Origin of the sequence: Kaistella treverensis (genome assembly GCF_900114045.1) — a bacterium.
Lineage (GTDB): Bacteria > Bacteroidota > Bacteroidia > Flavobacteriales > Weeksellaceae > Kaistella > Kaistella treverensis.
The window spans coordinates 259281-285509 of the sequence record NZ_FORQ01000003.1 but is presented as its reverse complement, the minus strand read 5'-3'; the positions used below and the strand labels follow the sequence as shown (position 1 = coordinate 285509).

General features: G+C 33.2%; 27 protein-coding genes. 5 read left to right on the top strand and 22 right to left on the bottom strand.

The genetic code is table 11. From position 1 onward, the window contains the following. Nucleotides 1-63 precede the first annotated feature (63 nt). The gene (locus BMZ55_RS09570) at nt 64-1284 is read right to left on the bottom strand and encodes a type II toxin-antitoxin system HipA family toxin (RefSeq protein ID WP_089820139.1); all 1221 of its coding nucleotides are present in this window, start codon (nt 1282-1284) and stop codon (nt 64-66) included. Next, nucleotides 1281-1589 carry a helix-turn-helix domain-containing protein gene (locus BMZ55_RS09565; RefSeq protein WP_089820138.1) on the bottom strand — a complete coding sequence of 103 codons (309 nt, stop codon included), beginning with the start codon at nt 1587-1589 and terminating at the stop codon, nt 1281-1283. Before BMZ55_RS09565 ends, BMZ55_RS09570 begins: the two co-directional genes overlap by 4 nt. 30 nt (nt 1590-1619) lie before the next feature. Here BMZ55_RS09565 and BMZ55_RS11515 point away from each other — a divergent pair, with 30 nt between their 5' ends. Then, on the top strand, nt 1620-2084 hold the full coding sequence (locus tag BMZ55_RS11515; RefSeq protein WP_143068767.1) for a metallophosphoesterase family protein: 465 nt from the start codon (nt 1620-1622) through the stop codon (nt 2082-2084). Between the two features lie 50 nt (nt 2085-2134). On the opposite strand, the gene BMZ55_RS09560 is transcribed toward BMZ55_RS11515, so the two are convergent. The 4 genes from BMZ55_RS09560 to BMZ55_RS09545 form a co-directional block, all read right to left on the bottom strand. Beyond that, a complete protein-coding gene (locus BMZ55_RS09560; RefSeq protein WP_089820137.1) occupies nt 2135-2974 on the bottom strand; it encodes an META domain-containing protein in 840 nt (279 codons plus the stop codon). Between the two features lie 5 nt (nt 2975-2979). Next, entirely contained in the window at nt 2980-3378 is a 399-nt protein-coding gene (uraH, locus tag BMZ55_RS09555) for a hydroxyisourate hydrolase (protein WP_089820136.1), read from the bottom strand. 16 nt (nt 3379-3394) lie between these two features. After that, nucleotides 3395-3916 (bottom strand): heme-binding protein, encoded by a 522-nt coding sequence (locus tag BMZ55_RS09550; RefSeq protein WP_089820135.1) that lies wholly within the window; start codon nt 3914-3916, stop codon nt 3395-3397. A gap of 63 nt (nt 3917-3979) precedes the next feature. Beyond that, nucleotides 3980-4549 carry a Crp/Fnr family transcriptional regulator gene (locus BMZ55_RS09545; protein ID WP_089820134.1) on the bottom strand — a complete coding sequence of 190 codons (570 nt, stop codon included), beginning with the start codon at nt 4547-4549 and terminating at the stop codon, nt 3980-3982. 809 nt (nt 4550-5358) lie between these two features. On the opposite strand from BMZ55_RS09545, the gene BMZ55_RS09540 reads away from it, so the two are divergent. After that, a complete protein-coding gene (locus tag BMZ55_RS09540) occupies nt 5359-5613 on the top strand; it encodes a hypothetical protein (protein WP_089820133.1) in 255 nt (84 codons plus the stop codon). Between the two features lie 332 nt (nt 5614-5945). On the opposite strand, the gene BMZ55_RS11480 is transcribed toward BMZ55_RS09540, so the two are convergent. The 3 genes from BMZ55_RS11480 to rhuM form a co-directional block, all read right to left on the bottom strand. Beyond that, the gene (locus BMZ55_RS11480; RefSeq protein WP_233701932.1) at nt 5946-7061 is read right to left on the bottom strand and encodes a nucleotidyl transferase AbiEii/AbiGii toxin family protein; all 1116 of its coding nucleotides are present in this window, start codon (nt 7059-7061) and stop codon (nt 5946-5948) included. After that, nucleotides 7058-7663, bottom strand: a complete 606-nt coding sequence (locus BMZ55_RS09530; protein WP_089820132.1) for a DUF6088 family protein — start codon at nt 7661-7663, stop codon at nt 7058-7060. Before BMZ55_RS09530 ends, BMZ55_RS11480 begins: the two co-directional genes overlap by 4 nt. 131 nt (nt 7664-7794) lie before the next feature. Further along, complete coding sequence (rhuM, locus tag BMZ55_RS09525; RefSeq protein WP_089820131.1) at nt 7795-8766, bottom strand: virulence RhuM family protein/type II toxin-antitoxin system death-on-curing family toxin; 972 nt, start codon at nt 8764-8766, stop codon at nt 7795-7797. A gap of 647 nt (nt 8767-9413) precedes the next feature. Between rhuM and BMZ55_RS09515 the strand changes: the two genes are divergently transcribed. Genes BMZ55_RS09515 through BMZ55_RS09505 form a run of 3 tightly spaced genes read left to right on the top strand, consistent with a single transcriptional unit; the run spans nt 9414 to nt 12165 of the window. After that, complete coding sequence (locus BMZ55_RS09515) at nt 9414-10241, top strand: ABC-three component system protein (protein ID WP_089820130.1); 828 nt, start codon at nt 9414-9416, stop codon at nt 10239-10241. Next, nucleotides 10241-10474 (top strand): ABC-three component system middle component 6, encoded by a 234-nt coding sequence (locus tag BMZ55_RS09510; RefSeq protein WP_089820129.1) that lies wholly within the window; start codon nt 10241-10243, stop codon nt 10472-10474. The genes BMZ55_RS09515 and BMZ55_RS09510 overlap by 1 nt, the downstream gene beginning before the upstream one ends. Further along, nucleotides 10465-12165: a DUF2326 domain-containing protein gene (locus BMZ55_RS09505; protein ID WP_089820128.1), complete on the top strand. Its 1701-nt coding sequence runs from the start codon at nt 10465-10467 to the stop codon at nt 12163-12165. The genes BMZ55_RS09510 and BMZ55_RS09505 overlap by 10 nt, the downstream gene beginning before the upstream one ends. 42 nt (nt 12166-12207) lie before the next feature. Here BMZ55_RS09505 and BMZ55_RS09500 read toward each other — a convergent pair whose 3' ends face one another. The 13 genes from BMZ55_RS09500 to BMZ55_RS09440 form a co-directional block, all read right to left on the bottom strand. Next, the gene (locus BMZ55_RS09500; protein WP_089820127.1) at nt 12208-13392 is read right to left on the bottom strand and encodes a restriction endonuclease subunit S; all 1185 of its coding nucleotides are present in this window, start codon (nt 13390-13392) and stop codon (nt 12208-12210) included. After that, on the bottom strand, nt 13385-14887 hold the full coding sequence (locus tag BMZ55_RS09495; protein WP_089820126.1) for a type I restriction-modification system subunit M: 1503 nt from the start codon (nt 14885-14887) through the stop codon (nt 13385-13387). The genes BMZ55_RS09500 and BMZ55_RS09495 overlap by 8 nt, the downstream gene beginning before the upstream one ends. After that, nucleotides 14887-16641 carry an AAA family ATPase gene (locus BMZ55_RS09490; protein WP_089820125.1) on the bottom strand — a complete coding sequence of 585 codons (1755 nt, stop codon included), beginning with the start codon at nt 16639-16641 and terminating at the stop codon, nt 14887-14889. The genes BMZ55_RS09495 and BMZ55_RS09490 overlap by 1 nt, the downstream gene beginning before the upstream one ends. Beyond that, the gene (gene hsdR / locus BMZ55_RS09485; RefSeq protein WP_089820124.1) at nt 16641-18959 is read right to left on the bottom strand and encodes an EcoAI/FtnUII family type I restriction enzme subunit R; all 2319 of its coding nucleotides are present in this window, start codon (nt 18957-18959) and stop codon (nt 16641-16643) included. Before hsdR ends, BMZ55_RS09490 begins: the two co-directional genes overlap by 1 nt. Nucleotides 18960-18961: 2 nt before the next feature. Further along, nucleotides 18962-19150 carry a helix-turn-helix transcriptional regulator gene (locus tag BMZ55_RS09480; RefSeq protein ID WP_089820123.1) on the bottom strand — a complete coding sequence of 63 codons (189 nt, stop codon included), beginning with the start codon at nt 19148-19150 and terminating at the stop codon, nt 18962-18964. Between the two features lie 733 nt (nt 19151-19883). Beyond that, nucleotides 19884-20075 carry a hypothetical protein gene (locus BMZ55_RS11355; RefSeq protein WP_221404033.1) on the bottom strand — a complete coding sequence of 64 codons (192 nt, stop codon included), beginning with the start codon at nt 20073-20075 and terminating at the stop codon, nt 19884-19886. A gap of 90 nt (nt 20076-20165) precedes the next feature. Then, entirely contained in the window at nt 20166-20816 is a 651-nt protein-coding gene (locus BMZ55_RS09470; protein ID WP_089820122.1) for a hypothetical protein, read from the bottom strand. A gap of 11 nt (nt 20817-20827) precedes the next feature. Then, entirely contained in the window at nt 20828-21952 is a 1125-nt protein-coding gene (locus BMZ55_RS09465; protein WP_228411120.1) for a relaxase/mobilization nuclease domain-containing protein, read from the bottom strand. Between the two features lie 16 nt (nt 21953-21968). Further along, a complete protein-coding gene (locus tag BMZ55_RS09460) occupies nt 21969-22427 on the bottom strand; it encodes a plasmid mobilization protein (protein WP_089820120.1) in 459 nt (152 codons plus the stop codon). Nucleotides 22428-22627: 200 nt separating this feature from the next. Next, nucleotides 22628-23491 carry a toprim domain-containing protein gene (locus tag BMZ55_RS09455; protein WP_089820119.1) on the bottom strand — a complete coding sequence of 288 codons (864 nt, stop codon included), beginning with the start codon at nt 23489-23491 and terminating at the stop codon, nt 22628-22630. A 221-nt stretch (nt 23492-23712) separates the two neighbouring features. After that, entirely contained in the window at nt 23713-24951 is a 1239-nt protein-coding gene (locus BMZ55_RS09450; RefSeq protein WP_089820118.1) for a primase-helicase family protein, read from the bottom strand. Then, nucleotides 24948-25325, bottom strand: a complete 378-nt coding sequence (locus BMZ55_RS09445; RefSeq protein ID WP_089820117.1) for a helix-turn-helix domain-containing protein — start codon at nt 25323-25325, stop codon at nt 24948-24950. Before BMZ55_RS09445 ends, BMZ55_RS09450 begins: the two co-directional genes overlap by 4 nt. A 112-nt stretch (nt 25326-25437) precedes the next feature. Next, entirely contained in the window at nt 25438-26229 is a 792-nt protein-coding gene (locus BMZ55_RS09440) for a hypothetical protein (RefSeq protein ID WP_089820116.1), read from the bottom strand.

Genomic DNA, 26229 nt, shown 5'->3' with positions numbered 1-26229 from the left:
CTGCAATAGAAATATGTTAATGAAACTTTGTAAATTTTCTTTTCAGGAAAACACCGTTAAAAACTACAATTTGGTAATGACCCTGTTTATGAGTTCAATATTTGATTTACTTATTCCATATTCATTTGCTAGAAAAGTCCATTTACTTACGGCGTTTCTTGTTTGCTCAATTATTTGGTCTATAAATTCTTTTGAAATTTTGGCATCTAATCCTAATTTTACGAGATGCTTAATTGTAATGTTTTTACCCTCTCCCACTACCATCGTGCTTTGCTCTCCTCCCGGTCCATTTGAAAATGTTAAATCATAAGCAGGTGATAATTTCCACTCGCCAAATTCATTCATTAAAAAACTAAAATTCTTAGCATGATCATCTCTGTTATGCGCCATCACATTGAAAACTGCCAAACGAAACATTTTTTCTACCTCCCGAATGTCTTTCGTTAATGCCATTGTCAATGAAAATAAATCTTCATAATCAAGGGATGGAAATCTAAAATTGCTATGTATCAAACCACTTACAGTATGCATGTGAAATCTTTTGTTTTCTTGTCTATCAAAGCGTTTCACTCCGAAAAAGCCATTTCCTTTTTGAGAAGAGAATAAATGCACATCAGGGAAATACAACCCCGCCTCCTTCGCCATTAAAGCATAAACATATTCTATGGCTCCGGAATCTGTACCGTCTTGTGAATTAGGAAATTTTACAAGCCAATGCTCAAAACCATCATTAAGCTGATTTACGCCATAAGAAATATTTTTCCTGTCTTGATCCACTCCAATTAAAGCCTTTGGTCTTGCTCCTGCAGAAGATCCATTCAACGCTAAAAGTTTTGTAATTATTTCTCCAGAAGCACCTTCCAGAATTTTTTCTGTTTGTGTAGCCAGATGATCCAAATCAATGAATTCCTGAATTGTTGGCGGACTGCTATCTGGCTCATAAACCAGCGCTCCCATTCCATTTAAGCCAACATAAGCCAAACGGTCCAGCGAAGAAATTTCTGAAGGTGAGATTCCTTGCGAACGCATCATCCTATCAAATAATAATCTTCCCCAACCATCGGGTAAACTATCGCTGAAAACACCTGCTAATCCTTCAAAGGGATCGGAAGGAAGTTCTACAACGCCATTTCTTAACGGTAGTTTAAACGGAGATATTTCAACGCCCTTTTGCGAAAATTCTTCATCATATTCAAAATAGATGATGCCATTTCGTTCAGCCAACCGTCCTACAGATTGAATTTCAGAACTAAAATTTAATCCAACTTTTATTTCTGTAATCATTTTTTGCTGCCTCTTTTTCTAGTTAACTCATTGTTATCTGATTTTAATACGTCATCAATTGATTTAAAATTGGGCTTAATTGGTTTCAAAACATTTATCATTTCCTCCAGGCCTCCTACTACAGAAAGTATTTTTAAAAATGAATCTAAAGAAATGAGGCCTTTCTGCTCAAATTTCCTCAATGTAGATAATGGAACACCCGATCTTTCGGACAATCCTTCTTGGGTGAGCTCCATCAATAATCGTCGTTCACGAATATTTTGAACCAACTTTCTTTGCGCTTTTTCTAAAGAAATAAATACCATTATTGTAGCACTTAGTGAGATAAACGACCAATAATTAACATTATTGTATTACAAAGTTACAAAGAATTTAATAACTATTCTTTTCTGAACGAAAATACCTTTTACCTCCATAACTCTTCCGTTGAGATTGATGGACTTCAAATTTGGGGATCTCCTTACCCGCCTACGTTTTTTAATTGGGCTTTCAATGTAGACCGCGGTAAAGAAATTGAAAAAATATGGAAAGATATTCCCAGGGACACCGATATATTAATTACGCACGGACCGCCATTTGGAATTTTAGACCAGACCCACTCCAACCAACATGTAGGCTGTGAAGAACTGTTGAAAAAAATATATAAAATACAGCCACAATATCATCTATTCGGACATATTCACGAAGCCTACGGAATTTTCAACACGGAGAAAACCACATTCATCAATGGCAGTGTTTTGAATGAGCATTACGAAATGGTGAATTTGCCCATTACCTTTGAGTGCGGCGGAAAAACATAATTTACGATCTTCACGCGCCCATTCGCAACATTTAAAATGCGCGCATAACCTTAGAAATATACCGCTTCGAACACTGCGAGAGGCATCCGTTTTCCAACAATAAGGTGTAGTGTGTCACCGCTGACGGTATAGCTCTCTGCAAGTCGAAAAACTTCGAGAAATCCACGCTCATTGAAGCCAAGGTCGGGGCAGGCTCTCATTGTCGCCGCCATGTTCTCATCAAAACGGATTCTGTTCCCTTCGTTAATCTGGTACGCACCTGTGAAGTTATTGCAGCCGGCAAATCCGTTAACAGTTCCGTCACTGCGGAGTATAAAATACTGTTCCTGCTGCTGTGAGGCCTCCATGGTAACTGCCTTACCATCCAACTGAACTAATTTCCAGTATTTGTTTGTTACTTCAGGATGGCTGATCTTCTTAAATGTGGCTAAAGGAGACCGGTCCTCTCCGCTTAGCATCAGTTTCCCATCTTCAAAAATGAAGTTTGCTGCGTCTTCCAGGGCTTTGGTCATTTCATTTTCGAAATTCTGATCCGGGCAGGTCATCCTTGTAGTGGCAAGACCATTCAGCTTAATCCGCTGGTTTTTGGTGTCTGCCATATAGGTTCCCCGCACCGTGTTGCAGCCTAAAAACCCGTTTACCCTGTTGTTTTCGGAAAATTCTATCCGTACAGGTTTAATAGTTTTTGGTTTATTACCCCGAAGATCAGTTATTTCCCAGGATCCGCGGAGTTCCGCCTGTACCGCTTCTTGAGCTGCATCACCTGTTTTACAGCCCGAGAGCAGGGCTGCAATTGCGATCAGATTGAATATTTTTACCATTATTATTTTTATTATAAGTTGTACATTTTTGTGAATAGCTGGAGTCACGTCACCGAAACCGGTTTCCATCAATTCTAATTCCCTCTGTAGGTCGAATATCCGTAAGCGGAGAGTGTGATGGGTACGTGATAATGCTGATCATCTTTGATCTGGAATACAACTTCAATGAAAGGGTAGAAAGATTCTTTATTTGTCCTTTTAAAGTAATCGCTGACGAGATACGTAAGTTTGTAGATACCTGTAGATTTGTTGCCGGGTAAAAAATCGGTGATTCTGCCGTTCTTATCAGTTGTTTTCTCATCAACTAAAGACCATACCCCACTGCTGTAACGTTCCAGCCGGATATTTACGCCGCTGGCAGGTTTTCCTTCAGACACATCGAGAATGTGGCTTGACAACTGGTAAGTGTTTGTCTGGCCGAAAGCGCAAACAGACAGAACTGCGAAAAAGGCAGTAAAAAACATTTTTTTCATATTGATTATTTTAAGATTATTTGGAAGTTAAAATTCCTTGTTCAGGTAGTGCGGCTGCACGCGCGATGATATCATCATTTTCCGCACTGCCGCCACCGGCGACCCCAATGCCGCCTATCACATTACCGCGGTACCAAATCGGAACTCCGCCACTGAGCAGCAGCAACTCGGGAAGCGTATTCAGGTTCTGCGTGTCGGGGTTTGCGGCGGATTTCCTGAGGAGCGAAAGTGTTGCGGTCTTGGTTGAAAGTGCAGTGTATGCCTTCCGCCGTGCCGCTTCGGTATTATGAGGCCCAACGCCGTCGCCACGGAGCAGCAGCACCACCGTGCCCGAGGCGTCCAGCACTGCGACCGAAACTTCACGATCAAAACTTCTGGCTTTTTCAGAACTTCTTTTTGCAAGTTCGAAAGCCGCTTCCAAAGTAAGCTGGTCTGCAGACCTGACAAAAGACAGCTGCGGGACCGGTTTTAGCTGAGTGGTGTGTTGTGCTGATGCCAGTGTTGACAGCAGGAGCAGAATGGGTAAGATCGGTTTCATACTTAAATTTCAGCAAAGGTAATACGTCGGTAACCGCAAAAAGTTGCTCTAAGTCAACGTTTTCTATAACCGCGGTTTTATCCTGCTTAATGTGGAAGGCGATATGCCAAGATAAGTAGCTGCCATTTTGTTGGACAGCCGTAAAAGCACCTGCGGCTGGTGGTGAATGATCCACCTTACCTTTTCGAGCGCATTAAAACTCTGAAATCCATAAATTCTCTTTTGGGCTGCTATGAATCCCAGTTCCAGAATTTCCGTATAGATTTTAGCAAAAGCGGGCACATTCTCTACCAAACTGTAAAAATCAGAACGTGTGATACAGAGAAGTTCAGACGGCTCAATACTCTGCAGGTATTCGTCTGCCGGCAGCTGGTCTATGAAGCTTGGAAGTGCAGTAACAAAATTGCCCTCAAATGCAAAATATCGGGATCTTTCATTCCCGTTTTTATCCGTGGTAAAGATTCGCATACACCCGCTGTTTATAAAGTAATAATGCCGGCAAACTTCATCACGGCCCGTAAGAATCTGGTTACGCTTGGTCTTAACGGAACTGAAACACGAAAGAATTTGTGCGAGCGCCCGCTCATCGGGTGACGAACGGGCAAGAATAAAGTTTTTTAAGGTTTCATGCATTTATTGGAGATACCATTGTTACGGATCCACAGGTCAATTTCCGGACCACTGTGGGGATCTTTAATTTCATACGGATGTGGAAGTCACTTTAGATGAAGTTACTTTCCGATACAGGATCTAAATAACATGACTAGTAGTGTCCTTCCTAACTTGGAGGGTAATATTCCATCTGTTAAAAATCCCTTTTCTGTTACTTTCCATTGTAGCTCTATAATCCCTAACTTGACCGGGTGTGACAGATCTTTTAATGCTTTTACATTGCTATATTGCATGAAATCACCAATAGCGGCTTACCTAACTGTACCTTCGCCGGTTTTATACTAGTCCCAATAACTCTTCATCCTGCCAGAAGAAGAGTGGCCATTGGTTTAGTTCGTGGATATATGGTGCCATCGTTAAAGATTATGCAGTAAATATAATGATTATTCTCCGTATATTTTGCGGTAAATATATGGTTTATTCGCAGCAAATGTTTTTCAGGGCTTAAATTTCCACGCATTTAATACCCAATAGGCTATAAAAATATATAAGGACGATTGCCATTATAAAACCGTGGTATTTGCTTATATATATGGGTAAACGATGAACATAATGCATGTTCTCACTAAAAATTTAACCGTTAATTGTATGGAACCCAATTATATATGCGCAATCTGCAAAAGCTGCGTTCTCTGGCCCGAGTTTTACACCAACTAGGATTTGAGAATTTAGGGATTATACCCTCCTTATGCCCCTCAGGTCTTTCGTGGCGGTGTGTTTTTCTAGCGGAGAATAACGGAAAGCGCCGGGAGGTGTTTGCCTCAAGCTGGATGCAGGACGAATTTGATATTAACAGCAAAGAAATAGAAGAATCCATCGAGGAAATCGCCGCAAAATTTATCGTGAAAAAAACGGGATTTCTTGACCAGTGCGGGGGTGAAAATAAGGTATATGCAAACTGGGTTAAAAATGTACTTCAGCAATTGGAAAAAGAGGAACTGCCCTATGCATTTTCAGATTATCTTTCGTCCACTTCCTACTGGAAAACTTCAAAAGGCAACAGATCTATATTATTCCCGGAGTAGAAAAATACTATTTCTAAAACTAAAAGAACAGTAAATGACTGACCGAAGCGCCTCATATGATCAGGAAAACAGCGAATCTGCAATGGTTTGCAAAAGAGCATGATTATCTCAAGTTCTTTTGCGGAAATATGAAAATTGAGCTGATAAACTTATGAAGTAGAATTCTTCAGTTGTTAGTTGTGCCAAAAAACTTGGGCTATTTCTAGAGTTCGTGGAAGATACTACCAATCGTTAGATTATTCGCTGATTATGGGGTTTATTCGTCGGGCGGCTTTAAGGATTGGAAAGTTACACACTTTACGAGATAGTGTCCAATATTTTAAATTTCGCTACTACTCCGCAATCACCACCATATCAAACTCCCTGCATTTTCGTTTTTCTTGCAGTAATTCTGCAATATCATATCTGCCGTTGCTTTTCTGCCAAATGTCTAAACCTCTGCCTAAAATAATTCGCCATCCATTGTTGCAAGTAATGTATCTGTCATGCGCCGATACTTTAAAATCGACTTCAAAATCGATATTTATTTCTGCCAAAGAATCCTTTATTTCATTAAAACTTTCGGTGGCGCTTTCCATAAAATCTTTGTCATTCCAAGTGATCAGTTTTAACGTTATTTTTTCTGCCTCGCTATTTTTTTGGTAAATTAATGAACACAACTCCATGAAATTTCTGAATTGATATGCATACCGAATGTAAGGATCTTGAATAATAAATTCTGTTGCCCCCTCTAAATAATCTCCAAACAATTTATCATAAGAAATATTGGTTTGATTATCTCTAATGTGTTTTGTGCAGCCGTTAATTGATACCTTACCTCCTTTTTTCTCAAGAATTTCTTCTGGATTAACTGATGGAACATTAAAAGCTAATTCAGCAAAATCCAAATTTTTATATTCCTCGTCTATAAATGATGAAACTAAACAGTTTGAATATGGCTCTTTCAATGACCTACAACCAACTTCTATCTGGACTCTAGGATTCATATATCCTATCGCAACTATTAAAGTTGGATAGTAAATATTAATGATTCTTGGATCTTGATCTGACTGTGCATCTTCTAAAGTAAAACGAACATCCTTACCAATACCCTTTTCGATAAAGCGTTTTTGCAATTTGGGATAGAATTCTTCTGAAACGAATATTCCGGACTTCTTTCTAAGATTAGTCTTTCTTTTCGGAGTTTCGGAAAATCCTAAAAATTCTCTGTCTATCGCTAAATCTATATCTTCTGAAAACCTTTGAATTAAATTCCAGGACTTACTTAATGAAGTTCCACCTTTAAATACTAAATAAGGAGCTTCTTCCATTTCAAAAATGATAGATAAAGTTTGTGTAACCCACCAATCCTTTTCAACTGCAAAAGGTGAAATTCCTTTTTCTTCAGCAATTTGATTGATTGCATTTATTCTTGTTTGTTCTGGTAAGTTTAAAAATTTATTTTTCATTTTACCTCTTTCAAAGCTTTACGCATAATAATCCTTATCCATTCAGGAGCCAATTTAATATCATGTTCTAAACGATAAGATTCCTCTTTTTCTAAATGATTTAATATCGTTTGAATTTCAACTTCTGTTACATTTTCTTTTCCAATTTCTTTCAATGCTTGAATAACAATTCCACTTATAGAACCAATTGCCGAAAGGTTTTTAGGACTTGCTTTTTTTAAAACTATTGTTCTTTTTCCGACTTTTATTGTTCTTGCTGACCCATCAGTTAAATAAACTAAATTCGTTGGAATTTGAGTTGATAACCCTAAAGCATTCAGCGCTAAAGTACCAGTAGGAATAATCCGGGCTTTATCTCTTTTCCTGATAGATTCAGCAATTTTTTCTGCAGTTGGAAACACTTCACCCAAATGAGGATCTTTCTCTAAAACAGCGAAAATACCACGAGAAACTCTAGAAAGTTGTTCCTCATTCACTAAACGTTCTAATGCTTTAGAAACGGCTTTATAGTTCCCAAAAGAAAGAAAATCTTCGGTATAAAAAAGCGAACCCCTCTTCGCTTTTTTAATTTTTTCAAGTATTTTAATATCAATGCTTTCCATTACTTAAACTAGTAAATTTTGTCGCAAATATAGTAAACATTTGCGACAAATATCGCCTTGATTTGTATATTCAGTCCAATACCAGTAAATTTGTAGAACAAATTTACTGGTATTGGACGCTTTAGAGTTGTTTAATTATTCCTATTCAAAACACTTATCACCAATCGTTTAACGGTTTCCATTTCTTCTGGTTTACTTGATGCTATGAAAAGCGTTAAACTAGCTAAAGTATCATTCCCAATAATTAGTTCATTTTGGGCGTTGAAAAGCATTTTATTGGTTTGTAAAAATTTAAGAAAACACGCCGCTGCAATTCTTTTATTGCCATCTACAAAAGAATGATTTTTCACAACTAAATATAGAAGCATTGTTGCTTTCTCCTCCAATGTTGGATAGAAATCATTTTCTCCGAAACCTTTTTCTATTTGAGCAATTGAACTTTCAAAATTTTGATCCTTTTCTTTTCCAAATACTTGTGAATCAAAATCAACAACCATTACATTTATAAGTTGTTGATAATCTTCTCTGGCAGGATAAATTGCTTGTTTTTTAGTTAAACCTTTAGAATCCAATTCTTCGTGGTCATAATCATCTAATAATTGTAAGCCTTTAGAGAAAATTGACAGCCATTCATTTTCATCTGTTTTCTCTTCAACAACGCGACTTAAAATCTGAATCCCATTTTTTAGGAGTTGAACTTCCTGCTCTTTTTGGGCTAATCTTTTTTCGTTGACTGCGTAACCTTTGACTAAATATTCTTTTATAACTTTGTTTGCCCAAATTCGGAATTGGGTTGCTCTTGCTGATTTTACTCTATATCCTACTGAAATAATCGCATCTAAATTGTAGTGCAATTGTTTTCTTTTTACAGTTCTCGTTCCTTCTCTTCGAACTTGTAAGAAATCCTTACAAGTTGAATTTTCATTAAGTTCTTCATCTTTGAAAATACTTTTCAAGTGCATCGTAATATTTTGAGATGTAGTCTCAAAAAGTTCTGCCATTTGTGCTTGTGTAAGCCAGACTGTTTCTTGTTCAAATTGTACATCTATTTGAGTTGAACCATCGTTGGCTTGAAAAATTTCTATTGGTTTTTTAATCTCCATAACTTCTAAAACACATTGTAAATATCGGATTTTTTTTAATTCATCAAAAGTACAGAAGAAGATACTATTACAACTTTCCAACTTGTGTGGTTTTCGCATAAGTTGGAACGATCATTTTTTCTGTAAGTCATATTTTACAAATGTTCAATATCATAATATGTACTTAGATTGGTCTGAAAAGTAGCAGATAGTGCAGGCACAGAAATAAATAACCTATTTCTAGCTCTGCTGATGGCGACATAATTTATTCGATGTTCTTCATTTGAAAGCAAATTCTGTTAAATTAAAAAATTAATATCCTTCTCTTCTCTCAGAACTAAAAGCACATTGTCAAATTCATCACCTTTGGCTTTATGAATTTGTCTTGTGTAAACTCATATCTTCTGGTATGGATACACAAAGTAATAATTGTTAAAATGTATAACTTTCATAAAAAGTTTTGATTGGTCTTGAACTTCATCTATAAATACCTTAAGAGAAGAAATCGCTATAGAAATATCAAATTAGACTTAGTACATTGTTGTAATTTTTGAATTACATTTGTATCTTACAGAATTAGGCTTTAACAGCTATTCAAAATACATTTTTTTTAAAAGTAGACTGTAAATAAGAGATTTATTGTGAATAATAATTAATATTAGGAATGAATGGCAGACAAGAAGGCAAGACAATATTCTATACTTACTATTAAAAAACTGTATGCTTTATCTGGGAATAAATGTGCATTTCCTAATTGCGATGTAGTGTTTTTAAATTGGGAAGATGATATAAACTTTTCCAATATATGCCATATCGAAGATGCTAATCAGAGTACACAAAAAGCTGATAGATATAATTCAAAATTAACAGGCAAAGAACGGGCAGATTATAATAATCTATTGTTGCTTTGTCCAAATCATCATATTGAAACAAATAATCCAGACAAGTATACCGTTGATGTTTTAAGAGAAATGAAACGGAATCACGAAGAGGATATTTTACGAAAACTATCTGGACAAAATTTAATCACAAAAAACCCTTCGGCACTCAATATTGTTATTGGGAGTTTAGGAAGTAGTATTTTTGACAGCACAGCCGTTAATGATCCATCATCGGCTCCTGACCCAGAGGAAAAAATTCTTTATAATAATGTTGTACGTTACAAATCCATTATTGAGGAATACAAAGTCTATCAGGGAAGACTTAATAAAGTTTATGAAGAAATAGAAAAACAAGGGTCTACAAAAAAAGAATATGTTTTATTGAATATAAAAACAGCCTACCTCAATGAAAAGAAAAAATATAGTAGTATTGAAGAGATTAGGGCGAATGCAGATAATATTATAGAAAATGTAGAAACCAAACTTTGGGATTTAATAGAAAATAGTAGTAATGCAAATACTCATTTACCTATTGAAGCCATACAAATTAGTTTGTATGTGGTTTTAGTAGATGCATTTATGCGATGTAGTATTTTAGAAGAGCCGCCAAAATAATGATAGTCAATAAGAATATAAACCCCGAAAGAGATTTGTATTATTTGGGTGGGAAGGTAATAGAAATATTAGATAACTCAAATAATGCAAAATTTGATTATTTTGAGTTATATAGTACCCTAATTAAGAATCATGATATTTCTATCAATTTATTCACGTTGGTATTAGATTGGTTATTTATTTTAGGCGCAGTAAAAAAAGATAAAAAAGGTTTGTTAGAAAAATGTTTTTAAAACGATTAATAATAGAAAATAAAGCGGGTGTTATTCGGGATATTCCTTTTAAAAAAGGGATAAATCTTATTGTGGATGAAACTCCCGAAACGCTAACTCAGCAAACCACAGGTAATAATGTTGGTAAGACAACTGTTTTACGATTAGTTGACTATTGTTTAGGTTCAAAAGGTGAAAGTATATATAAGGATACCGAATTTTCTCAACAGCCAAATACAACTATTGAAAACTTCTTAACTGATACTGAAGTTTTGGTTACTATAGAATTAGTAGAAGATCTCGATGACGAAAACAGCGAACACATTACCATTCAGCGTAATTTTTTGAAGCGAGGTAAAAAAGTCCAAAAAATTAATGGAGAGGATTTTACCGACGATAAAAAATTTGATGCAGAATTGAAACGATTGGTTTTTAATACAGATGTAGAGAAACCAACTTTTAGACAAATAATCTCTAAAAACATACGAATAGACAAAGACCGAATGGATAAAATCGTTCGTGTACTAGGTTCTTTCGTAGGTAATGAAGTTTACGAAGCATTGTACTTATTCTGGCTTGGTATAAAAACAGACAAAGCAGAGGAGAAGCGCAATCTTACTGAGGATAGGAAAAGTGAGAACAGGTTTCGTAGGAGATTAAAAAAAGAAGGAGAACTTTCATTAATTGAACAAAAATTAGCTTTCCATAACGATAAAATAAAAGAGCTCGACGAACAGAAAGCGAATTTCAATCTCAATGAGCAATATGATGAGGATATTGAAAAACTTAATCAAGTAAAATATGCGCTGAATCGTACGGCTACTGAAATTAGTCAATTGGAAGTAAGAAGGGATTTAATTATTGAAAGTAAAGACGATTTAGAGCAGGAATATGCTAATATCAACACAAGCCAAATAAGAAGTTTGTATGATAAAGCAAATGCGTTAATTCCTGATATTCAAGTCACTTTTGAAGAGACATTGAAATTTCACAATGAGCTTATTTCTGAAAAGTTAGACTATATTACAAAAGAACTACCTGATTTAGATATAAAACTGAAAAAATTAAGAGCTGATTTAGCAAAATTACGTGATCAGGAATTTAACTTGACTACTAAAATTCAAAAATCAGGAGTAATTGAAGATCTAGAAAAAATCGTCACAGAATTAAACAAACAGTTTGAGCGTAAAGGTAATTTAGAAGAGCAAAAACGACTTTGGGAAGTTTCTAACGAAAAAATGGACAGAATTGAGCGTGAATTGGGTCTTATCAATGAGGACATTACTTCTAATGACGATTTAATAACAAGTAGAGTTACTCAATTTAATAAGTATTTCACAAAAATGTCTGAGATACTTTACGATGAGAACTACATACTTACTCCCAGAAAAAAGGACGTAGGATACGATTTGATTGTAACTAATATCGAAGGAAATCCAAGTACGGGTAAGAAAAAAGGGCAAATAGCTGCTTTTGATTTTGCCTATATCCAATTTGCTGATAATTTAGATATAAGATGCCTTCATTTTATTTTACATGATCAATTAGAGAATATTCACGATAATCAATTGAACACATTAGTCGAGGTTGCTAATAGTCTAAATGGTCAATATATTGTTCCTATTCTAAGGGATAAAATACCGAGTAATATTGACATCAGCCAATACGAAGTGTTGTCTTTATCACAATCCGATAAACTATTCCGTTTATAAAATAACTTCCCACATAATCTTTCTTTATGTGGGAAGCTACTATTACAATTCCCCTTTAAATGCTTGATCTAGCAAACTACTTTTTAAAGCTTTCAAATTGTCGAGTTTGATTTGAATTTCATTAATAAAATTGTTCGTTGTATCCGTTATTAATTTTATTGTTGAAACTACTTTTTTCTGTTCACTTATAGAATTGGGCAAAGGAATTTTTATTGATAACAAATCTTTGTCTGAAATTGCAGGGTATTGTGCTCCTTTAATAAATGGAGTAATTAATTCTTGTACTTTTTGTGAGGTTAAAAAATAGAACAGGTATTCATTATTCAACTTAGTTTCTAATGGTCTTAAAACGCAAAAACCAGTAGAAGCTATCGGATTAATGTAATCCTCTTTTACTATAGCAATATTTTTTAAATTTGGTCGAGTTGTAGCAAAAACGATATCACCTTGTTTCACTACTTTTTTTGCTCTACTTGGTGCGTCTTTACCTTTAAGAATTTTAGGATTAACTATTGAATATTGTACGTTATTGATAGATGTAATATCAATATAAGTGAATTCTTTCTCTTTAAATTCAGTTATTGGATTCAGGTTAATGGTTTTTTCTAAAATTTGTCCAATTTCTACTTGTTTACAATCTAATTTACCAAACTCTTCATCTAAAATACTTAAAAGCAATGCCTTTGAATGTTTCAAATTTTCTTCAAGAAGTAAAATAGATTTGTCAATTTTCAGGAAAATCTCATCAAGTTTTGAGACGATTACTTTTTGAATTTCCATTTTAGGTAAAGGAATTTTAATAAGTCCTAGTTTTTGACCGTTCACATTTGGTTGCGCTGCACCAACTTCATGTCCTCTAATTTGTTGCCAATAATTTTCTGATTGAAAAAATAGATAAAGGAATTTGGGGTAAATGTTTTCTTTCGGTTTTATTCTAATCAAGTACGAAGCGAAAATTGAATTCTGCACTTCCTCAACTAAAAATGATTTCCCAACTGTTGCACCTGTTCTAGCAAACAAAATATCATTAGGCTCAAGCTTGTATTTTTCTATTTCAGGTTCAGAAGATATATCACTTATTGGAACATTATCCCAATCAACTTTTTGATTTTGAATGTCTGTTATTCGTAAATATTTGTAGTTACCTGATTTTACAGTTTTTCCAGTATAACCGTATTGAATTTTTTTTGCAATATCTTTAACCAATACCTCTTTAAAATTATCCATGTATCAAAAATTCAATTTGGTTTATAAAATCATTTATCTTTTTCTCATTATCTCTTATTTTAGATAAAAGTTTGATTGGTGTTAGGTGTTCCACTTCTACAACCTTATGTGGATTTTTGGCACTGATGTCGTAATCTACAATATCTTCAACAGAAACTGTCCAATTGTTACAACCTTCGACTGATTTACCATTAGTATGATTTCTCTTGTTTGGGTTTTTAAATAATTCTACAAACTCCTGCATGTGTTCGTATGCAATCGGTTTATTCTTTGTTAACTTGTAAGGCGGTGTTACATCATAATACCAAATTTTAGACGTAGCACCTTTTCTATCAAAGTAAAGAATGTTTGTTTTAACACCACTATAAGGCAAAAACACTCCACTTGGTAAACTCACAATCGTATGAACATTGAAGCCTTCTAAAAGGTCTTGTTTAATTTTTTTAAAGGCATTGTTTGCTTGAAACAAAACGCCTTCAGGAATCACAATCGCTGCCCGTCCTTCTAATTTCAACATTTTCATAAAATGCTGAATGAATAGCATTTCTGTTGCGTTGGTTTCAATTGGGAAATTCTGTTGAATCTGTGACTTCTCTTTACCGCCAAATGGAGGATTGGCAAGTATCACATTGTGTCTGTCTTTTTCTTGGTAATCTCTAATATTTTGGGTTAATGTATTTCCTTTATAAACATTCGGGCTTTCAATACCGTGTAAAATCATGTTCATCATACCCATTACATAACCTAAAGAGGTTTTCTCTTGTCCGTAAAACGTATTGGTTTGAATGGTTTCCCAATCAGACGCAGAAAGTTTTTCTTTTTTTTGGGGAGATGTCATGAATTCAAATGCTTCTACCAGGAAACCTGCACTACCTACAGCTCCATCGTAAATGGTTTCTCCAACTTGCGGGTCAACAGTTTCAACCATTGCTTTAATAATGGCTCTTGGCGTATAAAATTCACCTGAGTTACCACCATCAGAACCCATTCCTTTTAATAAGTTTTCGTAAATATGCGATAGCTCAAATAGCTCGTCTGAACTTTGAAAATCTAAACTATCAATAATATCTAACACTTCTCTTAAGGTATGACCGCTGGCGATTCTGTTATCTAAAAATTCAAAAATTGCCCCAATTTTATACTTTATTGATTTTGGGTCATTCGTGTTGTTTTTGAATTCCTGTAAATAATCAAACAAAGTTTTATTGACAAACTCAATTAAATCACTCCCAGTTAAAGCTCGTTTGACATCTAGTTTTCCATTCTCATCTTTTGGACAAGCCCAGTTTTCCCATCTTAAATCTTTACGGATAACATATTCATATTCTTTACCTTTTAGAACAGCTTCATCCGCTTTGTTGATTTCAAAGTCATTTAAGAATTTCAGAAATAGAATCCATGAGATCTGTTCCGTGTAGTGCATTGCCCCACTGATACCGTCATCTCTTCTTAATATGTCAGTTATTCTGTCTATTTTATTTTGTATGTCGCTCATTATGCAATCGTATCTTTTAAGTAATTATAAACTAATTCTATATCATTAGAAATTTCATCTACTTGAATATGACTAATCATTTCTTCAAGCATTTCTTCATTAAACCCTGAACCATCTATATTATACAATGGTCTCAAAACAGTTTTGAAATCTCCATTTCTAAAATCTGTAATGTTGTCTAAATTATTTCCAATATCATAATTTGGCAAATTGTAAAGTGCATTTACAGCGTCATTACAATTCTTTGCATCAAATAGAGAAGGTGCTAATAGATAATTTTCGATTTCTCTTCGTTTCCAGCATAGAAGATGCGTTTTCGTATCATTGCCATTAAATCTTTTTATGCTATTAAAATCTGCGTGAATTGTAACTGTTAGATTTTGAGTTATTTGATTTTCTGGAAAAACGTCTTTGTCGCATATGAGAAATATCTCTTTCGTTAATATTTCTTTTCCTTGGTTTTCTTTTCTGAATTCTTCAATAAAATGAAGTTTACTTCTACCTAAAATTTCGTTAGGACTATTGAAACTTGACTCTTTTGAAATAGGTAAGAATTTGTCAAGAGTTAAATTAATATCTTCTCCAAGTTTTTTTACTGCAAGTTTTTTGAAAATTGTCCAATCATTTACATTGTCCATTATTACAGGGTATAGGACTCTTGACAAAATTTTAAATTGGTAGTTTTTCTGCCCAACTATACTGTCTAATCTCTTTGAAAGTTCTAAAAAAGTCAAACTTTCTTCAATTCTGCCATTTTCAATTACCTTAATATTTTCAATTTTATTATGTAAGATAGATTCCGAAATGTGAGTTGTTGTAATAATGATTCCTTGTGAATTATTTAATACTCCCCACATTTTATTCAAATTTTTGTAGTATAAATGAGAATCAATTTCATCAAATAAGAAAATTGTATTTTCATTATCAAACAAATCTATTATAGCATAAGTAGATAAAATTTGATACTCTCCATCACTCAAATGTTTAAATTGGATATTGTTCTTAAACCTTAAATTGAATTCTGATAATTCGGAATTTGACAACCAGCCATTGGTTGCTAAAGCCCAAAAACTAAATAATTTGTTTACATTTTTATGCGTAAACACTTCAAAAGCTTTTTTCGAGTCGAATGTCAACCATCTTTTAACTAAGTTATCATTATTCTGAAAGTCAAAATCAATATCAAAAGCATTAATAATTTTCTCTAAAGTCTCATGAAATTCGGTTTTCCGTAGTAGGTTTTCCTGCAATTCATATCCTTCATCATTTTCATTATTTCCTAACTCTTCTTTCTCGATTTCTTTCCTAATGTTAAGGACGTAATTTTTTCTCACTCTAAATCTAAAATCTAGTCTGCTTGAAATATCATCACCTAAATTGTCAACTTCGATATATCCTTTTTCTTTTAAATAAGTTCTTACTAGTCCATTTTCTTTGAAAATAGAAGACCAGAAAATCAATAATTTAATCCATTCATTATTAAAATAAAATGATTGAATTGGCTCGTTTCTCTCTCTTAAATATTTCCGATTTGTTTGTTTATGTTTATGGAAAAGTTCAGTAAAAAGCTCATTTTGTCCAGAACTGAAACATATAACTCTAAAATTGTCATCTTCAATATATTTTTCGAAAATTGCTTCTAAAATTGACGATTTACCAGAACCATTACCACCGATAAAAGTAGTAATGCCATTATTTACATTAATGGTTTGGGTATTTTCTGAAATCTTACTTTTAAATTCTAATGTGGTCATTATACTACTTGATAAATGTTTTGTTGAAGTTGGTAATATGCTCCCAATAAGTTTTTCATATCGCCAAAAACAACCTTGGCATCTTTGGTTGTACCTAATTTTAATTTCACTAAATCACCTAGTTTCTCTCTCTGTAATTCTTCAATTCCAAATTTTTCGTAATGATTCAAAACATATTCTAAAAATTCTCTCGCCTTCAAGTTTTGATATACGGCAAAGAAATTATCATCACGAACCGCAATTGCTCTTTCTTTTCTTGTTTTTAAATCAGAGCTAAATGAAATATGTGAAAGCACATCAAAAATATCACATTCAGGCGAAGCGATCATATTTCGTAATGCATCTAATTGTTCTTTATCGAAACCTAAAGAACCAAGTTGCTCTAAAAGTTCTTTTCTTGTGTCTGGATTTGCCCAAATTTCACGAAGATTGTTTTCATCTTGGTAAATTGCAGGTAATTCGCCAACCAATTTCTCTAGAAATTCTCTTACAGTTAATGGTTTGCCATTTTCGTCAATATATCTTGTATCAATATCAATTACTTTTAAAGCTCTTCCGTTACTTAATTCTACAATTAGTTTTTCTTTTTTCTCTCCATATTCTTCGCTAGGTTCTTCTACTATATTTGTTTGAGGCTTCTTTGGAGATTTTTCGTTTCCAATTTTCCCTGTTTCATCCGTTACGATTTCATCCTCTGGAATTCCATCCCAAGCAGCATCATAGAATAAATCTGTTGCACCAACAAAATCAATTATTGTAAAAAAGTCTTTGCCATCATAAACTCTAGTACCTCTTCCAATAATTTGTTTGAATTCGACCATTGAACTTATAGGTGAGGTCAAAACTATGTTTCTAACATTTCTTGCATCAACACCAGTAGTAAGCATTTTTGAGGAGGTCAAGATTACTGGAATATCCTTATCATTGTCTTGAAATGCTTCTAAAAAGTTCCTTCCAATTTTCCCCTCGTCGGAGGTAACTCTTACACAATAGTTAGAATCAGTAACCGTTTTATGCTTGTTTATCATGTCTCTCAATTCCAAAGCATGGTCTTGGTTCACACAAAAAACAATGGTTTTTTCCATTCTTCCGATATTATTTAGAATGGCTCTTGCAACTAAATCAGTCCTTTGTATAATAGTTATGTTCTTATCGAAGTCATTTATATCATAACGGTCTTTCTTTATTTCACCTTGGATAACCTTATTGTCATTTGTATGAATGTATTCATCGATATTAGTCTTAACCCTTTTTACTTTATATGGCGTTAAAAAACCATCAGAAATACCATCGTTTAAAGAATATTCATATATCGGTTTTCCAAAATATGAATATGTATCTACGTTATCTTCTCTTTTCGGTGTTGCTGTTAAACCTAAATGAACTGCTTGACTAAAGTGGTCTAATATTGCTCTCCACGAACCTTCTTCATTAGCACTACCTCTGTGACACTCATCAATTATTATCAAATCAAAAAAATCGGGTGGATATGCTTTGTAATACGCACCAATATCTTCTCTTTCCGCGATTGCCTGATAAATAGCAAAGAATATAAAAGCATTGGTTGGAACAACGCCATTTCTACTTTTTATTTCTTCTCCGTTAATTTTCACGAGATCGTTTTCGTATGGATTGAAAGTATTTATAGCTTGGTCTGCTAAAACATTCCTGTCCGCTAAAAACAAAATTCTGGGTCTCCTGCTTTCTCCGTCAAGATTCCATTTAGCTTGGAAAAGTTTGTGTACAATTTGAAAAGAAATAAATGTCTTGCCAGTCCCAGTTGCTAGAGTTAGTAAGATTCTTTTCTTTTCGTCTGCAATATTTTCTAAAACTTTGTTAACTGCAATCTCTTGATAATACCTAGGTCTCATTGCACCAGTTAGGTAAAAAGGTATACTGTGTAATAGCTTTTTTAACTCAATATTTTTTCCGTAAAGCTTATTGTAAAGTTCTTGAGGAGTTGGAAATTTCTCAATATAATCACCTTTTCCAATGACTCTATTAAACTCGTAGATTTGTTTTCCATTTGAAGAATAAACGAAATCTATTTTTAATTTCTCGGCATAATCTATTGCTTGTTGTAATCCTTTTGTTGCATGATCATTTGACTTTTTAGCCTCAATTAAGCCCAGATTAATGTTGTTGAATTTCAACAGATAATCAAGAAATAGTCTCTTGCCTCTTTTATTTCCAAGTAATTTTCTGCCGTCCGTAAAGTAATATTCTCTTTCTATATTATCAGAAGTCCAATCACTTTCTATAAGTTTCGGATCAATATAATTTGCTCTTGTGTCAGCTTCAGAAATGTTTTTCGTCATAATTAATCTTCTTTAAGCAGATCTTTAACACGTACTTTTAAAATTTCAGCAATCTCATAAAGTACTTCAAGTCTTGGCTGCTGCCGATTTTGCACATAACCATTAACCACATTATAACTTTTACCTAACTGTTCTGCTAACCATTTTTGTTTAATACCCTTTTCTAAAAGTACTTCTTTAATTCTGTTCATATGATTAAGTGCTCTTATATAAAAATAATATTTTCACTTCAAATATATCAAAATTCAGTGTAAAAATAGATTGATTTTAATCTTATTTGCTGTTTTCTAAAATTCACATTATTTAGGAAGATTCCAAAAAATATTTTGCAATCTATCATTCACTATTCCGAGTATTCGAAGCATTTCTTTGGCATCGGGGAATTTTCTACAAACTAATTTTCTAAAAAATTAAATATATATCGGCTCAATCTCATGCTTGATTAAATAGCGTTTTGTTTTCGTTCAAATTCATTTGATATTCCATTTTTCAGTCGTACTCAGGACTTTATCAGCAGCTTTAAAATTATATTTCGTGATAGGATTAAGTGAGTTTTTTAATAATTTTATATCATCCAAATTAATATGCTCTAGTATTGCTCCCAATAATGCTCTGACAGAAGGTTGGTATTTCAAGGCTAGTTTCTGCAAATTATAATTTTTTTAGAGTTCTTACATTTTAATATTTCAATAAATCTTTTAAGTGTATTTTATATATTTGTATCTGGGGTTTTATTAATAAATCTTAAAACATCAAGCAATTGCAAGGAATTAATATTTTCTTTATTAATCGTGTTTTTTTGTTTCACAAAAGAAATAGAATATCTTCCTCTTTCTAATGGAGGTCGAATCTCATTTTTCCCGATTTGAATGGTATTGCTTACTTGGGTTGTAAATCCCAATTGGTCGTAGATGCTTAATCACGTTAGATAGCCAGTTCAGGTTTGTAATATTTCCCTTGTGAAAGTTTTTCAAAATTCCCCAAACCCGCCATCCTATTCAATGCCTTTATAAGTGCTTCGTTATTATTGACCTCATTAAAAATATCATCATGAGTGAACACATAACCTTTAGAAAGGCGATTTATAGTATATGCTAGGTAATCAGCTGTTTTCATTGAATCATTAAAAAATAAATATAATAAAAATGTCCAGTTTTTTAATTAAAAAACTGGACATTTCGAACATCAAAATTAAAATTCATGTAATTACTCACTCTCTCTTTCCGTAGTATTTTTCGCATCATACCCATCCTTAAACCGCAAAAAATCTTCCGCCTTTTTAGGATTATTCTTTATCCATAATTGCATCAATTTAGTATTTTCACTCAAAGCTTTCACCTCATTTTTATCATAGATTTTTTTCCCTTCACCAGCAATTTCACTTAATATATTTGCACGAAGTTCACTTTTCGCTTTAATGCTTTCTTTATACCAGTTCGTAGCAAAATTGATAGAAATAACTAAAATCAAAATTCCTAAAATCATCGTTCCCAATCCGGACCATGTTAAGATTTTCATTTCTTTCATTTTTGAATTTATCTTCTCAAAATCTTCTACTGTTTCTGGCGAAAGAACCGCTTCGATTTTGGTCGGAATATTTTTTAAGAATTCAGTTTTTTTTACAGATTCTAATTCATGAAATTTCATTGCATCTTGATATGTCTCGCCAACCGCTTCAAAATCTAATTGAGTCTGACCCATGATAGTTAAGTGATCTTCCAACGCAAATGCTAATTTTGAATAAATTTCAATTCTACTATTATTTGATTTTATATTCTCTTCGTTCGATCTGATTACATTTTCTAAAAGTTCAAATCCATCAGATTTTGATTCTTCAATTTGATTATTGTTTTCCATTTTATATTTTTTTATCGATTAAATTTTTTCTTCTTTTTCCACCATTCATCTTCCGCTGGTGAAACGTAATTTGGTTTTAGGATTTCTTCAACTGTTTCCAAAGCAATTTCTAATACATTTTCATTCGTGCTACTGGCAGGAAAAACTGATGATTGTGCGGTAGCATTTATTAATTTTTCAATGTTTTGAAAATTGCCACCAATTGCAGAAAGAGAAAACCCATTGTATTTATCGTAAAAGAAACCATTTTTCTGCTGATTGGAAGTTGTGGTCGCAACTCTTTTGATCCAGATATCATGAACTTGATTAATTTGATTGGGTCGGAATTCTTTTTTATACTGAACTTTCATCGCCCATCCTTGCCGATACAGATTATCCCGAAGTTCTTTCAAACTTGAAGACGCTTTTAATTCTTGTTTCACAATATTTTTTAAATCAAAAACACTTTTGATCTCCGCTATTTTTAGACTTGATGTTATTTCTGAAAGTTTATAACCCGGTTTGTATTGTCGTTCGGTTTGATGATTGATGTCGCTCTCCAAAATGATTCGCATTCCCGAAATTCCAATTTTTTCATTTTTAGAAAGTTCAGTTAAAAAGCCTCTTTTCCTCATTTCTGAAATTAATTCATCAAAATTATTGGAGCACTTCAAACTCTGATTAAGATTTTTCAGCATTTCTGCTTTCTTTTCAATTCCAATTTCTACATCCGTTTTCAGATTTCGTTCCTGACAAATTTGGCGGACTGCTTCACCGAATCTTTCACCAATTTTACGTGATTTTACCGTACATTTTCCATGAATATTCATTCTATTGACCACAAAATGAATGTGTTTTTGTTTTGTGCTGTTGTGGATATCCAAGCGGTATTGATTGCTATCTGTAACTCCAATCTTCTGCAATGCTTCAATTGAAATTTCAGTTAATTCTTCATCTGATAATTGCTTTGTGTTTTCAGTAGGTGGAGAAATATATCCAGTTAAAGCCCACTTTTTCACTTTTGAATTTCTGTCGGCTACAGTTTTCATTTCCTGGTATTGTTGTTCTGGATTGCTGCTTAAAAGGAAATTAGATGCAGCAGCGATTGCCATTCCTTTATCGTTCCCATTATATTCCAGCGCAATTTTAGAGATCATTCTGGTAGTTGCTGAATTATTCATCCGCTATTTTTTGATTGTTTTTAAAATATAAATACTGACGAATGAGTTCGATTATTTCTTCGATCTCAACAATAATTTTCTTTTTATTTGAGAAAACATTCCATTCTCTGTGGCGCAGTAAATTTTTAATTCTTTTAAAATTATTTCCGTATTCCAACAAAATTTCATCGGTTTTAAATTCGTCAATTTTCAGCACTTTTCCATGGTAAACCATTCGGGCAAAAGTTGATAATTTCAACTTTGCTTTCTCGGCTTTTTTTAACTCAATCTGATATTCACTTTCAGTCATCCTAAAGGAAATTATTCTCGTTAATTGTGGATCAGATTTCTTTTTCAAACCACCTCTTCGACCTAAATCTTTGAAGTGATTTTTTCTTTTTTCAGCATTCAATTTTTGCTCATTTTCCTGTGTTGCTTTTTGCACAAATTTTTTAAAAAAATCTTCTTTCATGTTTTAATTTTTATTTTGTTATTTACTGTAAATTGTATTTCTGACGATAGGAAGAAATCAAAAATCCCAGTTTTATAAAAAGCGTGAAACGCTTATTGTAAACAATGGGTACTTTTTGCACTACCTTCTAACCATATTTTGACCGTCACCTTTTTACGCAGGCCTTTTATTGTTTCTTTTATGCTAATACCTCCTTCTATTTAACGATTGTAGATTATCATTTTGTGGATTTTATGAATCAACCAATCATTTAAATCCTTAAAATCGGAATACAAAACCCTACAATCTTCTGCTTCAATTCTTTCATTTTTGATGATTTCAACGGCGCAATTTCCTGCTTCGTCATTATCAAAATAGAGGTCTATTTTTTCATAATTTTCAAGTGAATTTTTAATCTTATGAATCATCGAAACTGAATTCAAAATCATGTAATCTGAAGGTTCATTTTCTAATGATTTTTCAATATTTTTAAAGGAGAGAAAATCAAAAAAGCCTTCAAAAATCCGAAGCGATTTTGAGTTATTTTTTATGATGGTAATGTCTTTTTTGCCCAAACTAATTTTAGAATAAGCATTGCGAATTTCATATCCATCGGAATCATTTTTAAAACAAATTCCAAAATATTTTTTATCATTCATTTGATAATGAATTTCCTGAATCAAGTACTTTTGATCTTCTACTTTTCTGCTTTTCAAATATTGAATTAATGCAGGATGGTGAATATCTTTCACCTCTAATATTTCATAAGTTTTAGGAAGATTGAATAATTTCTTATTTTTTGTTTGCTGGTGAAAAGAAGAAAAATTCTGATTTTCTGCCCAGTTTAAAACTTCAGATATGGAAGTGTTTAAATATTTCTTCATAAAATCAATATTGTTTCCACCAATTCCTTCTGAAAATAAATACCAATAATTGAGGTTTTTATTAATTTTAAAAGAGGCGTTGTTTTCTTTGGAAAACGGATTTATAAACCACGCTTCTTTTTCATTTTGTTTTGTAGGAAAATGTCCAAGAGATTGCAGGACTTCTTCCACCGAAATTTTGTTAAATTGTGTGCAGTTCATTGCTGTAAAGTTTAGGGGTTGAGTTTGGGGAAAAATTTGATGAATTGATGAGGAAAGGTTGTATCTATTTGTTTAACAGAAAGTTAATCACTCATCAAACGCTCATCGTCTCATCAAACCTGTATTTTTTCACTCATCAAACTCTCATCAAAAAAGACGATATAGAAATTTGATGAGGCTTTTGATGAGTAGTAACTAATTGATTTTCTTTTCATTATCAACTAACTCATCATTTCATCAAATTTTTGAGATATAAAATTTCTTTTTATGGTAAAATAGCGTCCCAGTTTATTTTGTTGATAAAAACTTCCGCCATAATCCATGTCGTATTTGATGTAAGCCAAAGAATTTTTTTGCGGCTCTAGTTTCCAGATTTCCTTTAATAATTTTCGAACATCATTGATGGTCCAGTAACTGTTTTTGAACATTTTATTGAGCATATTCAAAATATCTTGCGGGACAGCATTTATTTCCGGGTCTTCTACACTTTCAAAAAATTCAAACAGAAATTCAATGATCCGGGATTCTAGTTTGTTATTATTTTTCCAAACTAATTTCTGCAAAGCAGTTGTGTGTAGTTCCGTGTGAGTAAACCACATTCGTGTTTTCTTCTGGCTGTGAAATGGTCTTTGAATCAAGTAGTTTAAAAAGTAAGGTATTTCAGCATTAAGATCGCGTAGAAATTCAGTTCTTTCAGATTTGATTGGTTTGATTTTTAGAATCCAGAACCGAACTTCGTTTTCATCAATCTGAATAAAATTATCTTCATTGTTGGAACATAGAATAAACTTCGCAAAAAAATCGACTTCCTCCCGGTCTTTTCCTTTCGCTTCTTTTTTATCTTTATCTGTGGTGGAAAGATATTTTAAACGTTCAGTAATCTCTTTTTTATCAAAGAAAACTTCATCAATTGCCACAATTAGCATAGAGGTCCAATCTGCGTTAAACTGACTTCCAAACGAATCTCCTTTTATGTAGGTCATATTCAATCCGAAAATACATTTGAGCCATTTTATAAATGTTGTTTTTCCGGTCACTCTTTCTTTGCTGACCAGACAGAGTATCGGAAGGATTTGCGTGGGATATAGAAGTAATATTTTTAAATAGTCCAATCCTAATTCTATCTGCTCTCCGAAAATATGCTCCATAAAATTCAGGGAAAAAGGAATTTTTTCTGATATTGATTGAAGGTCTGCTTTTTCATCATTTGGTTGAAAAGGCATTTCATTGTACACATTGTAGAATCCTTCAATTACTTGTTGATAATTCAAATGGTTTGGAATACAGCAAAATCCATCAAATTTAGGAACGCTCGAAACGTATGTTTTTCCGTGGTCGCTCACAATTGTTTCCCGATTCCAGCGTACTAAAATCGAAATCTTATCGCCAGAAATCAACGGTTTTTCTATGGTTTTGTAGTAGGAAGTTCCTACTCTTAAGTAAGGAATTTCTGTGCTCATGATTGGGATTTTAGATTAAATTCTGCTGAAGTTTTTCTAAAATTCTTTTTGAAATCTGCAGTTGCTTCAGATTCGATTTCCTGCAAAGTTTTCTTTCTTCCTTTGGAAATCCACTCCAATAGTTCGTCCTCGAAAAAATAGAGTTTCTTGCCATTTTTATAGCAGGGGATTAATCTTTTCCGTACAAGAGTATAAACGGTAGGTTTGGCTTTCCCGATAATTTGGCAGGCTTCCGTTATATCTATTGGAATTCTTTTTTGAGGAACTTGCTGTGGTTGCTTTACTTCTACCAAAAGTTTTATTATAGCAATTTCGCTGACCAGATGCGCCACTGCTTTTGGCAGATTTTCGAATGAGATTTCATTACTCTCCATAACTGTTGTTTTTGATTGTTATGGTGCAAAGAAAAAAAGTGATTCCTCTGTGATGGCCGTAAACACGCAATCACAGAGGAATCACTTAAAATACACTACGTTTTGTGATTTTTTATGTCTTTTGGTAGTCTGCCAGGTTTTCTTGAATTTTTATAATGCCTTTTTTAGGTTCATCTTTCAAATGGGATTTGATACTTTCCAAATCAATATCATCTAGCGAAACGAAAACATTTTTTAATAATTTTGAAACCTCCTCCTGTTTTATGGGTCTGAAATGATTCCAGATATTCCAGCCGAAGTGATAAAGGTCTAGATTTGTTAAGTCCTTTGTGTAAATAGAAATATTATTAAGAATATCTTCTTTTATTGAATATAAATTTACCGCGTCGCAAAGTACATCAAGATCTTCATCCTTTAAATGTAATGCAAATTGATTTCGAGTGTAATCTAGAGCTACTTGTAATTTCTCACTTTCAATCTGTTGCTTTTGCTGAAGTTGGGTTTTTCTTATAGACTCAAGATTTACCTTTTCCATTGTTTGATTCTCAATATTTTCCTTTGAATCTTCAATTAACTGATTTGCTGTATTGTCATCAATTATTTCTTTTTGCCCGATTGTAATATTCTCATGATTTTCAGTTTGAATAAAATCTACAGTAGGATTTTTAGAGTTATTCTTTTTGGGAAAAATTTTTCTGAATAAAACTATTATTCCATCAAGAAATAGGACTATAATTGCATAAAGTATTACACCTAATGCACTGACACACCAGAAAATAATATTTGCAGTGTAATCGTCAACTCCTTTGTCAAGAAAAGAAATTCTCACTAATGCTGCGAAAGAAAGCCAGGCTATAACTACAGGGATTTTCTTTAGAATATTATAAAAATGTTTAGACTGCAT